This window comes from Natrialba aegyptia DSM 13077 (assembly GCF_000337535.1).
GTDB lineage: Archaea > Halobacteriota > Halobacteria > Halobacteriales > Natrialbaceae > Natrialba > Natrialba aegyptia.
On sequence record NZ_AOIP01000060.1, the window covers coordinates 37,013 to 51,567 of the forward strand.

Annotated in this window: 8 protein-coding genes; 3 read left to right on the forward strand and 5 right to left on the reverse strand. The window is 62.2% G+C overall.

What is annotated here, in order from left to right; genetic code table 11:
* Window positions 1–28: 28 nt before the first annotated feature.
* From C480_RS20530 to C480_RS20540, 3 genes are all read right to left on the reverse strand, one after another.
* Window positions 29–1,882, reverse strand: coding sequence for a malectin domain-containing carbohydrate-binding protein (locus tag C480_RS20530; RefSeq protein WP_006667581.1), 1,854 nt, complete (start codon window positions 1,880–1,882; stop codon window positions 29–31).
* Window positions 1,883–2,258: 376 nt separating this feature from the next.
* Window positions 2,259–3,395: a TrmB family transcriptional regulator gene (locus C480_RS20535; RefSeq protein ID WP_006667582.1), complete on the reverse strand. Its 1,137-nt coding sequence runs from the start codon at window positions 3,393–3,395 to the stop codon at window positions 2,259–2,261.
* A gap of 105 nt (window positions 3,396–3,500) precedes the next feature.
* Window positions 3,501–6,155, reverse strand: coding sequence for a glycosyl hydrolase (locus tag C480_RS20540; RefSeq protein WP_049904146.1), 2,655 nt, complete (start codon window positions 6,153–6,155; stop codon window positions 3,501–3,503).
* Window positions 6,156–7,499: 1,344 nt separating this feature from the next.
* Here C480_RS20540 and C480_RS20545 point away from each other — a divergent pair.
* On the forward strand, window positions 7,500–8,600 hold the full coding sequence (locus C480_RS20545) for a S1C family serine protease (protein ID WP_006667584.1): 1,101 nt from the start codon (window positions 7,500–7,502) through the stop codon (window positions 8,598–8,600).
* On the opposite strand, the gene C480_RS20550 is transcribed toward C480_RS20545, so the two are convergent.
* Entirely contained in the window at window positions 8,593–9,390 is a 798-nt protein-coding gene (locus C480_RS20550; RefSeq protein ID WP_006667585.1) for a ZIP family metal transporter, read from the reverse strand. The two genes, C480_RS20545 and C480_RS20550, sit on opposite strands and share 8 nt — an antisense overlap.
* 282 nt (window positions 9,391–9,672) lie before the next feature.
* Between C480_RS20550 and C480_RS20555 the strand changes: the two genes are divergently transcribed.
* The gene (locus tag C480_RS20555; RefSeq protein WP_006667586.1) at window positions 9,673–10,260 is read left to right on the forward strand and encodes an AsnC family transcriptional regulator; all 588 of its coding nucleotides are present in this window, start codon (window positions 9,673–9,675) and stop codon (window positions 10,258–10,260) included.
* Window positions 10,261–10,347: 87 nt separating this feature from the next.
* Entirely contained in the window at window positions 10,348–13,107 is a 2,760-nt protein-coding gene (locus C480_RS20560) for a heavy metal translocating P-type ATPase (RefSeq protein WP_006667587.1), read from the forward strand.
* 72 nt (window positions 13,108–13,179) lie between these two features.
* On the opposite strand, the gene C480_RS20565 is transcribed toward C480_RS20560, so the two are convergent.
* Window positions 13,180–14,337 carry an MFS transporter gene (locus C480_RS20565; RefSeq protein ID WP_006667588.1) on the reverse strand — a complete coding sequence of 386 codons (1,158 nt, stop codon included), beginning with the start codon at window positions 14,335–14,337 and terminating at the stop codon, window positions 13,180–13,182.
* Between the last annotated feature and the right edge of the window lie 218 nt (window positions 14,338–14,555).

The following is a 14,555-nucleotide window of genomic DNA, read 5'->3' on the forward strand; positions in this document are numbered from 1 at the left end:
CCCCACCGGTTATCGTCTCGATTCGTGCTTACGCTTCGGTGAACAGTCGAACGTAGTCGATCTCCATCCGCTGCGGGAAGGTCGTCGTTTCGTCGGGCGAGCCGGGCCACTCGCCGCCGACGGCGCAATTGAGAATCAACCAGAAGGGGCCGTCGTCGAACACCCAGTCGTTACCGCCGCTCTCGACGTCCTCGCGGGTGACCGTGAAAAAGTGCTCGCCGTCGACGTACCACTTGATCACACCGGGGTCCCACACGACGGAGAAGACGTGGAAGTCGTCGGCGAAGACGCCACTGTCGAGGTGATAGTCCCCGCCGATGGAGCCGCCGCCCGAGTAACCGGGTCCGTGGACGGTTCCGTGGACCGCCGCGGGTTCGTTACCGACCAGTTCCATGATGTCGATCTCGCCGTCGTCCGGCCAGGCCGTGTCGCCGGCCGGTAACATCCAGTGGGCCGGCCACAGTCCCTGGTCCTCGACGAGCTTCGAACGGAAGTCGACGCGACCGTACTGGAAGTCCAGATTCCCCTGGGTCACCAGCTTCCCCGACGTATAGTCGTACGTTCCGTGTTCGTCCGACGCCTGTTCCTCGCGAATCTCGACGACCAGATTGCTATTCTCAACCCACCTGTTGTCCTGGCTGTAATACTGCTCCTCGCTGTTCCCCCAGCCAGGGGCGCCGTAGTCGTGGCCATTCCCCTCCTGATCCACCCAGACGCTCGTATCGAGCGAGTCGCCGTCGAAGTGGTCGGCGAAGAACTGGTTCCAGGACCGGCCGTCGAGGTTCCCTGGATCGTCGGGATAGGTCGCCCCAGCGTCATCGCCCGCGGGGCGCAACTCGAGATAGTTGAAGTTCCAGTCACCGGTCTCCGCGTAGACTCGAACGACGTGTTGACCGGCGGCCAGATTGACTGAACCGGCGGCAATAGTCGTCCACTCTTGCCAGCCGCCGGTGGCATCGAACTCGATCGAGCCGGTGACGTCGGTCCCGTCGACCTCGACGCGAACCCGTCCGCCCGAGGTCGAGGCGACTCGAAGATCCAGGTCGTAGGTATCGTCACCGTCGACGTCAACGGTGTACTCGAGCCACTCGTCGGCCGCGATCCAGCCGACGTTGTACCCGCCCTCGGTTGCGGACTCGATATCGACATCGTCGTCGCGGTACGCGCCGCCGGCGTTCCCCGATGTGGTGTCGTGATAGGCGACACCTTCGCCACCGGTATCGTAGTCTTCGGCCTCGATGCGACCGGGAATCGTCCACGCCGATCCGCCGTACGGCTGCTGGCCGGATGAGCCGTCGCCGGTGGCTTCGACCACCCTGATCGCGTTGATCACGGCGTTGTCGACATCGCCAGTAGCCGATATCGTGAGCGTCCCGCCGGAAACATCGACGCCGGAAACCGTCCGCACCAGCGCCGCGTCGTGACCGACCTCGGCGTAGATGTCGAGATCGGCGACCGCCTCGGTACCCGCTACCGAAACATCGAACACGCGATCGCCGCTCGCCTCCCAGTACGTCTCGGCGAAGTGGAGTTCCACGTCGTACGTCCCGGCAGCGAGTTCAATGTCGTAGCTGAACTCGCCGTATCGCTCGCTCCGGTAGAGGTCGTCGTCGTCGGTACCGGCGATCGAATCGCTCGACTGTGCAGCGCTCCCGCCGCTATAACTCGTATCTGCCCGATAGTCAGTCCCGTCCGCAGCCGTGTAGGCACTCCCGCCGGCGTTGACCGCGAACGCGACGTCACCGGGAGCCGCACTCGCGACTGAACTCGCAAGACCGGAACCGGCTGCGGTCGCCGCAGCCGCACCCAGAAACCGCCTGCGCGGAATGGTCGCGTCTGTCGAATCCTCTGCGCTCCGTGCTTCGTGTCGTTTGTTTTTCATAATTTGCAATTGGATTGTATCCGATGTCTCCCGACGGATCGGCGTCTTCCGACCACGCTTGCGGTAGTGTCACTCTATCGACTCATCGACTCGACGCGAGCCACCGGAAGACACAATAGATGTCACAGTCACATCAATGATAAAAGTAATTCTTCATAATTGACGTGTTTGGCCGGTTCGTACGGCTTGTCTTTCGTGCCGACCGCGGTTGCTCCTGACTCGACGCCCCGTCGTAGCGGCAACCGAGAACGCGGGCCTCGTCACTCACGCAGGGGTGGTCAGCGACCGGGTCGGCACTCGCGTGCGGATCCGAGTCAAACGCCGGTCCGACGAGTTCACTGGAGCGGTCACGATCGAGTTCGAGAAGCGTCGTCGATCAATCGTCTTCCGATTCGAGCGCGGCCGCCGATACGTCGTCGCCGTCGGCGCTCTCCCCACTGTTCGGTTCGTCGAACTCGATGGCCTCGAGCGTAATCTGGACCGCCTCGATATCCTCGTAAACGGTCCCCCATCCGCCGACGCTGTACAGGTCGCCATCGGCGGCCAGCGTCAGTTGCAGGAAGCCGGCTACCTCCTCGAACGATGGACGGCCCTCAGACCGGTAAACGCCCGGGTATCCGATGTCGGTGACGACCCCGGTGATCTCGCAGGCGTCGTTCGTGTCGGCCCACGTCCCGTCGACAGTCACTGCGACGGTCGCTCCGTCCCGCCAGAGCGGCGCGACGTCCTGGACGAACTCTTCGAGAGTCATGTAGATGTAGGGCGGGTCGGTATCCTCGTACACCGTCTCCCAGAGCGCCCAGACGCCCGTCTGGAAGTACCAGTGGAAGATAAACGAGAGAATGTAGTCGTCGATCAGAACGCCGAACGGTCTGTTGGCCCAATCGTTCGGCGTAAAGCACGTCTGCGTGCGGTCTGCCACGAGCAGGAACGGCCCCGGAATTCGGCACGCGCGAAGTTCTGTCACCGTTTCTTCGAACGAGACGGTCGCGAGTTGCGCTTCCAGATCGACCCCGTATACCGCCACCTTCGTGATGACGCCGCGATCGCGGGCGTCCTCCAGGGCGTTCGTGAGGGTCCGGAATTGGTCGACGGTCGCCGACAGTTCGATGAAGCTCTCCGCGTCCCGAATCAGGTCTCGCGCCCGGTCGATGACCGTCTCCTCGTGTTTGACGACGCTTACCTTGTGGTCGCTAACTGCCGGTTGCTCCCACCGATCTTCGATCGCATCCGCCGCCGAGTTCATCAGCTCGCTCCGGGACCGGAGTTCGCGGAGAACGGTGATCGGCTCCCGCGGGCGGGCGTGGAGTTTGTCCTGATCGAACGTCTCGATGTAGTCCATCCGCTCGAGAGCGCGAAGGACGTCGTAGATCTGGGACACCGGGACGGAACAGCGCTTGGCGACCGCCACCGCCGGCATCATTCCTTGCTCGAGTAGCGTGATGTATGCGTCGGCCTGGTACGAGGTCAACCCCGCGTCCTGTAGCGCGTCCCGGAGTGGGTCCCTGTCCATGCCCCCATCACTGGAGCAGCCGCTAATCAGTCTTTTGCAAAATCGGGCCGGATCGATGTCTTCGCCACCGATCCGGTCCGTCTCTATCCAGCCGATCGGAACCGGTCAGTACTGGTGTGTGAACGCAGCAGAGACGTACTGCCCACCAGCCCCGTCGTCCCAGACGAACCGGACATCGATCGAGTCGCCATCATCGGCGGCGTCACGAGTGTGGACGTGGGTGCCTCCGTCGGCCGCCATGCGATACCCGATCCAGCCGCCGCCGTCGTCGAACTGCACGTCCGCCCAGTCGGCAGCGTCGTTCGGATCGAACTCCCAGTGACCGCCGTCCGAAACGGTCGCAGTCCATCCACCACCGGCGTCTCCGGAATAGGTCTCTCCATCACCATCGCCACCGTCGCCGCCGTCGCCACCATCACCACCGTCGCCGCCGTCGCCACCATCACCACCGTCGCCGCCATCACCACCATCATCACCGGTAGCCGTCGCCATCGAGTTCGCCGGGACGGACAACTGCGTCCCATCGGAGAAGGAGACGGTCTGCTCGGAGTCGCCGGCGTTGTAGGCAACGTAGGTCCGCTGGGTCCCGTCGCTAAACACCTGGTAGAACGGCGTATCAGCGGTAACGTCGCCATCCGGTGCGCCCATCGCACGAAGGTTGTAGATCCAGTGATACGTCTGGGCGCGGGTGTGGCCGCCCTCGACCTCGTACTCGTCCTTTCGCGCCTCGAACTTGTCGACGGCATCCTGTCCGTCGGAGAACGCCCGGTACATCCACATGAGATCCGGCCAGTAGCTGAACTCGTCGGTCCCCTTGTTCGCGACGAGTTCGTCGTAGTTCGCTTCGGGGGCCGCATCGTCCCACCCCAGGTGGAGTGAGTAGCCGGCGAGCGGGAGCCAGTTGATACCGTGGATGGCCTCCTCGTCCGCGGTCCACCAGGTGGCGTAGGCGTAGCCGTTGCCCCACACCATCCCGGCGGTGTCGTAGTCCCACGAGTCGGGGTGATTCGTGTCGTCGGCGTCGAACCAGTACTCGTGGACGGCGTGGAGTTCGGTCGTGTACAGGTAGACGCCGAAGTCCCGCAGTTCCGCGTTGTCGGTGTATTCGCCCCACTCGATGATCGCCGCGTACGCGTTGAGCGCTTCGGAGGAGGATTCCTGGTTGTTCCCGTCGGCGAACTCTGCGCCGCCTCCTTCCGCCCAGGAGTGCCCGCAGTAGGGGCTGAAGTTCCGGGCGAAGGGGAACATATCGTCTTCGCGATCGGGGGTTGCGTAGTCGCGAATCAGGTGCTCGATCATGCCGCCCCATTCGGATGCAGTGCCCCACCCGGGGTTCGTACGCGCGATCTCGGCGGCGGCGCGGACGTAGTACCCGTAGTGGAAGTGGTGATCGGACAGCGACGACGCCGAGCCGTGGCTCTCGGGATACCCGAGCAGGGTCCCCCAGTTGTCGTCGTAGTAGAACAGTTCGTCCGATCCGCTCTCGGCCTGCAGCCACCGCTCGAGGTGGTCGCGAAGTGAGCCGACGATATCGTCGCGCTTGTCGCTCGAGCCGAACTGTTCGGCAAGCGCCTTGCTCTCGACCAGTCGGCCGTAGTCCTTGCCGACGTTGTACGTGTCTGGCCCGTCGATCGCGGTACCGATCTCGTCGATATATCCCCGTAGTTCCGCGGTATCGTACTCTCCTTCGTCGGGCAAGAACGGGAGCATGCCGCCGTAGTCGTAGGTCGTCGAGAACGATGGTCCGGCAACGACGCGCATCTCTCCGCGCGGGGACGTGTAGGTCGTGCCCAACGTCTCGTCGTCGCTGTATTTCCACTGGTGGGGATGCAGGGCTGTGATCGTTCCCGCCGCCGCGCTCTCGGGTCTATCGGCAGTCTCGAAGCTGTAGGTCGTGTGGACCGCGGCATTTGCCTGATCGTACTCCCAGTCGACCTGGGTGTCGGTGACGAAATTGTACGCGTACGCCTCGAACGTCTCGAGGGATCCGGTCTCGGGAAGGGCTGCGATCGAGCAGTATCCCGCGCCGCCGAGGTCGTTGGCGAGCGTGTCGGTCCCGATGCCCGTCCAGTTCGTTCCCGAGGGGGCGAACAACCCGTAGTGATGACCGGAGACCGTGACGCCGAGAACGTTGCCCTCGTCGGCCCAAACCGCCGGCACATCGTCAAAACCGATCTCGGCGCCGCCGCCACCGTATTCGCAGAACACGAACGGTGATCCCTGTGCGAACGTTGCACGCAGTGTGGTGGCGGTTCCATCGCCCCAGACCGCATCGACCGACCAGTCGCCGTGATCGTCGAGACGCGCGTCGCCGAAGCTATCGGTACCCGCATGTCCGATCGTCAGATCGCGCCCCCGATTGTCCATTACTGTTGTCGACCCATCGATCCACTCGGTCGGATTCTTGACGAGAAGACCGTCCTCTTCCGCCCGAAGCATCAGCGGCTGAGAGAACATGTTCTCGGAGAACGAGTTCCAGACGAGACTCGACCACCAGTCGTTGGTCGGAACCGGATCGCCGCCGAACTCCGGTGTCGTCCAGATAGCCGCCTGTGGTGCCTCCGCTCCCGATGGCAACGCTGTCGTGTAGCTGCCATTGCCGACCGGAACATGACTACTCGCGCCAACTGTGCCGACTGCACCGACCGCTCCTGCCGCTGAAGCGGCGCTGATCAGTTTGCAGTAGTCCCTGCGCGAGACGTCGCTCGAGTGTAGTTCGCTGTCGATGCCCTCGCCATCCGACGGTTGTTTATCGTTCATAACTGTCTCCCGATAGCGCCCGGGCGCGGCCCTCCGGCGGTGAACGCGTCCGCCGACTCTCTCCGTCCAGTACTCCGCGCAGTCGCGTTCCGGCATTGCCGCTTCGACGGTCGTTCTACAGCCGCCGCACCACTATACGCTATTACCATAGGTTCATCCGGAATGTATTATATTTTTCTACTAGTTATAAACACAACGCCATGATTGAGAGCGGAACGCACCGTGGATCGTTCGAGCGATAAGATGAGAGCAATGGGATTGATGGGTGTCAGACTGCCGAGTCGGCGACGGTAACTGAGATACCTTTGATACGTCCAAGCAAAGACATCCGTCACAGAGGTCGGCTATCTTATGTGTTATTTTTTCACACTATAATTCCGGGAAACACCAGGGAGGAGCGGGGTGTAAACAACAACAAATCGACATGTACTCGGGTAACAGACATATTTCCAACAATCGATCGTTCATGTCTCAAGCGGCTCTACGAACGGTCACTCATTTCGTGCCGGTAGCCAGCGGGAGAGTTCAACCTCGGAAGCAGCCGGGGAACCGATGGAACCAGGTCGGGAGTTACTTCCGCATCACGAACCGGCGACCCACACACTGAAACGGTGCTACGCATACCTTTACCCGTGTACTATTGTAAATCAAAGCAGGCTCCGTCGAGACCCGTAGCCCGCCGTCACTGGCCGGTCTAGCGCGTTCCTCACTCAGGTTAGAGCTGAACTCGTCGTAGTGGAACGAAATCGAGGACCCCGATCCGCTGGAACGTTGCAGCGTTACCGTGGATCACGAAATTACAAACGCCCCGCTTCTTGTCGCTTCGGAGAACTCGGCGGTCCATGAAGAGACGCTCACTATCCACAGTCGCGATTACGAAGCGTTCAGCGAAGGCTGCCGGATAGTGTATGGATTATTATCTGCAATACTATGTCGAAATAATACCCAGAAAAAGCAGTCGGAAAATGAGAGAGAACGACCGTATTTCCCGTTATCTACAGTAGTAAGCACCGTACTAACGATTTTTCAGAGAGGGCTTCACCAATACCGGACAAAGGTGGTGTATTCTAGCAAATATGAAGCGATTTACTGCCGGAGAGAAAGTATCTCATCGGAAAACAGCCAATGTATCCAAAAAAGTGGGGTTCCAACCAAGACGCATAGATCGGTGTCAAACTTCGGCATAGTATTGCACGTATTAAGAAATACATTTGGACACCACAAGACCGGCACTCCCGTCGCACATCTACCTAACGGCTGTTTCAGCAACGTATCGAATCAAGAGAGTTCAACAGAGCCTAATATATACAACGAACGGGACCGTAGCTCGAGATCGAGATGTCCATGCAGACATCCACACGTCGGAGATTTCTCGCGTTCAGTAGCGTGTCGCTCACAACCGGACTTTCGGGCTGTAGTTCGTCGCTCTTTCGCGCCGAGGACGATCCATCACAATCCGATCCCTCGACGGAGTCGACCAAATCGGAGACACAACCGCGGGCCGCTGGAAACGATTACACGGCGGTCTACCGAGAGACGATCTCCTCGGTCGTGCTGGTTCAGACGAAGACCGGACAGGGAACGGGATTCCAGTACGACGAAGACCACGTCGTCACGAACGCCCACGTCGTCGGAAACGCGGAGACGGCCCAACTACGATACTCCGATGGAGCCTGGAGCGACGGAAGCGTCCGAGGAACGGACGCACACAGCGATCTCGCCGTTATCCGGGCCGAGTCCGTACCAGATTCGGCACGCCCGCTGTCCTTTGTAGCGGACACGCCCGTGGTCGGACAGGAAGTCGTCTCCATCGGAAACCCGTACAACCTCGATGGAACGGTGACGACGGGGATCATCAGCGGCACCGATCGATTGATTCCATCCCCCTCCGGCTACCGAATCCCCGACTCGATTCAGACGGATGCTGCGGTGAACCCGGGCAACAGCGGCGGGCCGTTGATGTCGCTCGACGGAACGGTTCTCGGCGTCGTGAACTCGAAGCAAGGAGACAACATCGCGTTCGGCATCTCTGCCGCACTCACACAGCGCGTCGTCCCCCGGCTTATCGACACGGGAACGTACGACCACGCCTACATGGGTGTCTCGCTCGAAAACGTGACGCCGTCGATTGCCGAGGCAAACGGTATGCACGACTCTCGCGGGCAGTTAGTCGTCCAGACGACTCGAGGCGGGCCGGCGGACGGCGTATTGCAACCGAGTTCGATCCGATCCGTCAACGGAACTCGCATCCCCGTCGGCGGCGACGTTATCCTCGAAATCGAGGGAGCAGCGATGGACACGTTCGAGGACTTGGCGGGATACCTCGCACTGGAAACGCGTCCCGAGGATTCGATTCAGGTGACCGTCCTCCGGGACGGAGGCGAACAGACGGTCGACCTGACGCTCGCCGCCCGGCCCGAGCGATCACAGTCACCGCTCAGATGAGCGCTAGCGGAGCCATGAGCACCACTCCGAGCACGATCCCGCCGACGAGTTCAGGTTTGCCGCCGTTCGGGAGTCGGGTGCCGATCGACAGCGCCTCGGGGACGAACTGCGAGAGCACGAGGTAGATCATCGCCCCGGCGGCGAAGCCGAAGCCGACGGCGAGGAACTCGCGGGCGACGCGAACGAAAGCGAAGGCCAGCACGGCCCCGATCGGCTGGGGCAGACTCGAAAAGACCGCCCACCAAACAAGCTTCCAGTTCGGGACGCCCAGCGACGTGAGCGGAATCGAGATGGCCGTTCCTTCGGGCACGTTATGGATGGAGATAGCAACGGTCATGAACACGGCCAGCAGCGGGATCGTCACGCCGAGGAACTCGAACCCGCCGTCGAGGCCGAGATCGGCGAACGAAACGCCGATGGCGACGCCCTCGGGAAAGCTGTGGACGGTGAGCACACCCAGGATGAGAACGAGGCGTCTGAAATCCGCCTCTTCGTACTCCCGGGGGTCGATATCGGCGTCGACGATGAACTCGTGAGCGACGACGACGAGCACGACGCCGGCGGCGAGGCCGATGCTGATGTCGACGAGTCCCCCTTCGGCGAGTCCTTCATCGACCAGCCCGAACACGGAGGCCGCGAGCATGATTCCCGAGGCGAGCCCCCAGAGGACGACGTTTTGGCGGTCGTTGATCGACTCGAAGAAGAAAAACGGCAGGGCACCGATGCCCGTCGCCAGCGCCGTGATCAGCCCGGCGACGAAGACGAGCGCGAGGTTCTCGAGCAGACCCATTACTCACACTGCTACCGAGTGACCCATATACGTCGGCCCGTCGTGAGCACGGGCCCGCAGTCTCCTCGGCTCGAGAGCCTCTGTCTCTCTGCCTCTTTCTCGGGGGTCTTCTTTTCCACTCTCTTTCTCGGGGACCGAGTCCCGCGATCTCTCGGCGGGCGAGCGGACTGCAGTCCGGCCGGAGGACCAGGAGACGTTAGAATCCAAAGTGAAATGGCGTATCGAATTTGCCTTCGAAAGTCTAACCGACGGCGTATTGAGTCTCGAGACCGAACTCGAGCTATGCGAACGCTCGACGAAACCGACATCGAGATCCTACAACTCCTCGGCGAGGACGCCAGACGACCGTTCAGCGACATCGCCGCCGAAGTCGGTCTCTCTGGGCCCGCGGTGTCGGATCGCGTCCAGCGGCTCCAAGAGGCAGGGGTGATCAATCGCTTTACCGTCGACGTCGACCGCTCTCAGTTACAAGCTGGCGTTCCGGTATTCGTCCAGGCGACGGTTGTCAGCGGCGACGTCGAGGACTGCAAAGATCGGGTTGGCGAAGCCGATGCGGTCGAACACGTGTTCGTCACCGCCGACGGTGAACTCTGGTTTTACGCCCGCGCACAGGTTCAAAACGTCCGACGGTGGCTCGATGGCCTGTTCGACGGCCACGATGTCGACTACACGGTGACGTTGATCGACGACGCCGAATGGCATCCCTCCCACGGCGGAACCGAGTTCGCGCTTACGTGCGCGGAGTGTGGCAACACCGTCGACAGCGAGGGGGAATCGACTCGAATCGACGAGCAGGTGTATCACTTCTGTTGTCCGTCCTGTCGAAGCCAGTTCGTAGAGCGCTACGACCGGCTCGAGGAGGGCGTCTAGCTGCTTAGGATTCCAAAGAATCTCTAGGTGTCACCTTTGGATTGCTATCAGAAAAGCGGGTAAGTACGGCACCCGTCTAGTCTGATAATGGACACCCGAACCACGCACCTCGAAATCCAGGGCATGAGCTGTGCGAACTGCTCGCAGGCGATCACCGACGCCCTGGAAGAACTCGACGGCGTCTCGGCGGCGAACATCAACTTTGCCACCGACGACGGAACCGTCGAATACGATCCCGACGCGGTGTCGCTTGGAACGCTATACGACGCGGTCGATGACGCCGGCTACCACGCCGAGCGTGCGACCGCTTCGGTCGGGATCTCGGACATGACGTGTGCGAACTGCGCCGCCACGAACGAGGACGCGCTCGAAGCCGTTCCCGGCGTGATCAGCGCGAAGGCGAACTACGCGACCGACGAGGCGCAAGTCGAGTTCAATCCGGCGGACGCGTCCAGGGAGTCGTTCTACGATGCGGTCGAGGACGCGGGATACACGCCCGTCCGCGACGACGACGGGGAGCAGTCGGACCAGGAGCGCCGCGACGACGCTCGGCAAGCGGAGATACAACGTCAACTCCGATTGACGCTCTTCGGAGCCGTACTCTCGGCACCGCTGCTCTTTTTCATCGCCGAGAAGTTCCTGCTCGGCGGCACGGTGCTCCCGGATACCGTATTCGGCATCGAGTTCGGTTGGATCGAGTTCCTGCTCGCGACGCCGGTACAGATCGTGCTCGGGCGAGAGTTCTACGAGAACTCGTACACGGCGCTCGTGAAGAATCGGCGGGCGAACATGGACGTGTTGATCGCGCTCGGGTCGTCGACGGCGTACGTGTACAGCGTCGTCGTCCTGCTCGGGCTGTTAGCCGGGAGTCTGTACTTCGACACCGCGGCGTTGATCCTGGTGTTCATCACGCTCGGGAACTATCTCGAGGCTCGCTCGAAGGGCCAGGCCAGCGACGCGCTCCGGGCGCTGCTGGAACTGGAAGCCGAGACGGCGACGGTCGTCGACGAGAACGGCGAGGAGTCCGAGGTGTCGCTCGACGCGGTGACGGTCGGTGACCGGATGAAAGTCCGCCCGGGCGAGAAGGTTCCGACCGACGGCGTGGTCGTCGATGGACAGTCGGCGGTCGACGAGTCGATGGTGACCGGTGAGTCGGTCCCCGTCGAGAAGGAACCCGGCGACGAGGTGGTCGGCTCGACGATCAACGAGAACGGGGTGCTCGTCGTGGAGGCGACGAAAGTCGGCAGCGAGACGGCGCTCCAGCAGATCGTCCAGACGGTCAAGGAAGCCCAGTCCCGCCAGCCGGACATTCAGAATCTCGCCGACAGGATCTCGGCGTACTTCGTCCCGACGGTCATCGCGAACGCCCTGTTCTGGGGGTTCGTCTGGTTCCTGTTCCCCGAAACGCTGGCGGGGATCGTCGACTGGCTCCCGCTGTGGGGCCAGGTCGCCGGCGGACCGGCACCGGCCGGGGGAAGCGTCTCGGTCTTCGAGTTCGCGATCGTCGTGTTCGCGTCGTCGGTGCTCATCGCCTGTCCCTGCGCGCTCGGGCTCGCAACGCCTGCGGCGACGATGGTCGGGACAACCATCGGCGCGAAAAACGGTGTCCTGTTCACGGGCGGCGATATCCTCGAACGGACGAAAGACGTCGATACGGTCGTCTTCGACAAGACGGGGACGCTCACCGAGGGTGAGATGGAGTTGACCGATGTCGTCGCGGTAGACGGAGAAAGTCGTTCTGTGGCGGACGGCGGCGAGGCGGCGGTCGACGGCGGTCTCGCGAGTGAGACGAGTGAGACGAGTGACGCGAGTGAAGCAGGCGAGGCGAGCGAGACGAGCGATCCGAACGACCCGCCGGCGGATCGGGTAGCGGGCGCGGACCGACTCACCGAAGGCGACGTACTCCGGCTCGCGGCGACGGCCGAACGCGGCAGCGAGCACCCGCTCGCCCAGGCGATCGTCGACGGGGCAAAATCGCGCGGGCTCGAACTCGCAGAGCCCGACGAGTTCGAAAATGTCCCGGGACAGGGCGTTCGTGCTACCGTCGGCTCCGACGAGGTGCTCGTCGGCAACCGACGGCTCCTGCGAAACAACGGCATCGACCCCTCGCCGGCCGTCGAGACGATGGAGCGACTCGAGAACGAGGGCAAGACCGCGATGCTCGTCGCTCGCGTGCCGGCCGGAACCGGCGATGGCAAACCTGAGGGTGATGACGGCAGCGAGAACGACAACGACAGCGACGGTGAACTCGTCGGCGTCGTCGCCGATGCCGACACCGTCAAAGACAGCGCGAGGGCGGCAGTCACTGAACTCTCCGAGCGCGGGACCGAGGTGATGATGATCACCGGCGACAACGAGCGGACCGCTCGATCGGTCGCCGAACGGGTCGGGATCAAACCGGAGAACGTTCGGGCCGAGGTGCTCCCCGAGGACAAGTCCGACGCGATCGCGGCGATTCAAGCCGACGGCCGGCAGGCGATGATGGTCGGCGACGGGGTCAACGACGCTCCCGCGCTCGCCGTCGCGCACGTCGGGACGGCCATCGGGTCGGGAACCGACGTCGCCATCGAGGCCGCCGACGTGACGCTGATGCGCGACGACCCGCTCGACGTCGTGAAGGCGATTCGCATCTCCGATGCGACGATCCAGAAGATCAAACAGAACCTCGTGTGGGCGCTCGGCTACAACACGACGCTCATTCCGCTGGCCTCGCTCGGGTTGTTGCAACCGGTACTGGCCGCGGCGGCGATGGCGTTCTCCAGTGTGTCCGTGCTGTCGAACAGCCTGCTGTTCCGGCGGTATACCCCCGATCACGACTACGAACTGTTCGGAAGAGTTCGGCGCTGATTCCGAACTCGAGAGTCGAGTTCAGGAGCCGGGTTCAGGGGCCGAGTGCAGGAGATGAAAATGAAAACCGCGTTAACTCGGGAGGCGATCCGTCCGCTCGAAGAGGACGAGAACGAGGATCGTCGCGCCGAGAAAGAGTGCAGCGCCGCTGAACACCGTATCGTAGGCGTAGCCTCGTTCGAGGAGGATTCCCAGGGCCGACGAGCCAAGCGCCTGCGAGAACATCCAGATCGAACTGAACACGGCGTAGGCGCTCCCTCGCGTCGAGTCCGAGAGCGTATCGAGAAGGTACGTGTCGACGGCCGGGTACAACATGTGGACGACGAAGCCGATGAACGCGGAACCCGCGACGAGCGCGGGGAGACTCTCGAGTCGCGTCACCACGAGCAGCGTCGCGGAAAACGTCCCGACGATACCGAGCAGATACGGGACGTGCGGAAGTCGGTCGGCCAGATCGCCGCCGAAGTAAAACGCCGGAACGCCGGCGGCGAAAACGATCGTGAGCATTGCCCCCGCCGCTCTATCGGAAAGTCCCTTCGACTGCATGTACAGTTCGTAGAAGTTGAACACTCCCTGCCAGACGAAGACGGCCAGTCCGACGATAGCCAGTGCCGTCACGATGATACGCCACTCCGAAAGCGCGCCGGCGACGAAATCACGGTCGGCCTGTCCCGCGCTCGGCATCTCGGTCCGACTCGCGACGATCCACGTGTAGACCGTGATCACCGCAGCGCCGACGGCAATGGCCCACAGCGAGAGCCGCCAATCGACGAGGACCGTGAGGGCGACGAACGGCGCAGCGATCACCGCGGCGAGCTGATTGGCGGCCCCATGGATGCCCATCACGCGTCCGATGCGCTCCGGATATAACTCGCTCAAAAGCGGATTCGCCGAGACGAAATACACGCCGGAAGCCATCCCCATGAAGAACGCACCGACCATGAGATGCGGAAGCGTCGTCGCCGTCGCCGCGATGGCAGCGGAGACTGCAAGAATCGCACCGGACGCGATGACGACGTAGTGTCGCGGCACCTTCGTGAGAAGCCACCCCGTCGGAAGGCGGAGTGACGCACTGCCGACCCACGCGAGCGTCACGATGAGCCCAGCAGTCGCCTCCCCGATCGGGAACTCGGCGATAAAAACGTCCAGAAGTGGGGCGAAGATGATTCTGGCGAGATTAACGAGAAAGACGAGTCCACAGAGGGAGGCAAAGAGCCGAGAGCGAGCCATGGAGTACATTTCTAACGGTGATTCTCAAGGGTTCCGAAACCGGAATTTCTCAGCCAGTTGGGAAGATGTCCCTAGATGTACAGTTGGTATCGGAACAGCCGACGAACGATGTGGATAATGCCTACGGGGCGAAGACGGCCATATCCAGCCGGACAGTGGCAAGTACCACACAGTATCGATGTGAGGGCTGTCGTCATCTCGTAGTCAGCAGCAATTTC

Excerpts from the sequence above, each read along its gene's own strand:
- C480_RS20540 (WP_049904146.1), bottom strand. The coding sequence starts at position 6,155 with ATGAACGATAAACAACCGTCGGATGGCGAGGGCATCGACAGCGAACTA.
- C480_RS20565 (WP_006667588.1), bottom strand. The coding sequence starts at position 14,337 with ATGGCTCGCTCTCGGCTCTTTGCCTCCCTCTGTGGACTCGTCTTTCTC.
- C480_RS20530 (WP_006667581.1), bottom strand. The coding sequence starts at position 1,882 with ATGAAAAACAAACGACACGAAGCACGGAGCGCAGAGGATTCGACAGAC.
- C480_RS20545 (WP_006667584.1), top strand. The coding sequence starts at position 7,500 with ATGCAGACATCCACACGTCGGAGATTTCTCGCGTTCAGTAGCGTGTCG.
- C480_RS20535 (WP_006667582.1), bottom strand. The coding sequence starts at position 3,395 with ATGGACAGGGACCCACTCCGGGACGCGCTACAGGACGCGGGGTTGACC.
- C480_RS20555 (WP_006667586.1), top strand. The coding sequence starts at position 9,673 with ATGCGAACGCTCGACGAAACCGACATCGAGATCCTACAACTCCTCGGC.
- C480_RS20560 (WP_006667587.1), top strand. The coding sequence starts at position 10,348 with ATGGACACCCGAACCACGCACCTCGAAATCCAGGGCATGAGCTGTGCG.
- C480_RS20550 (WP_006667585.1), bottom strand. The coding sequence starts at position 9,390 with ATGGGTCTGCTCGAGAACCTCGCGCTCGTCTTCGTCGCCGGGCTGATC.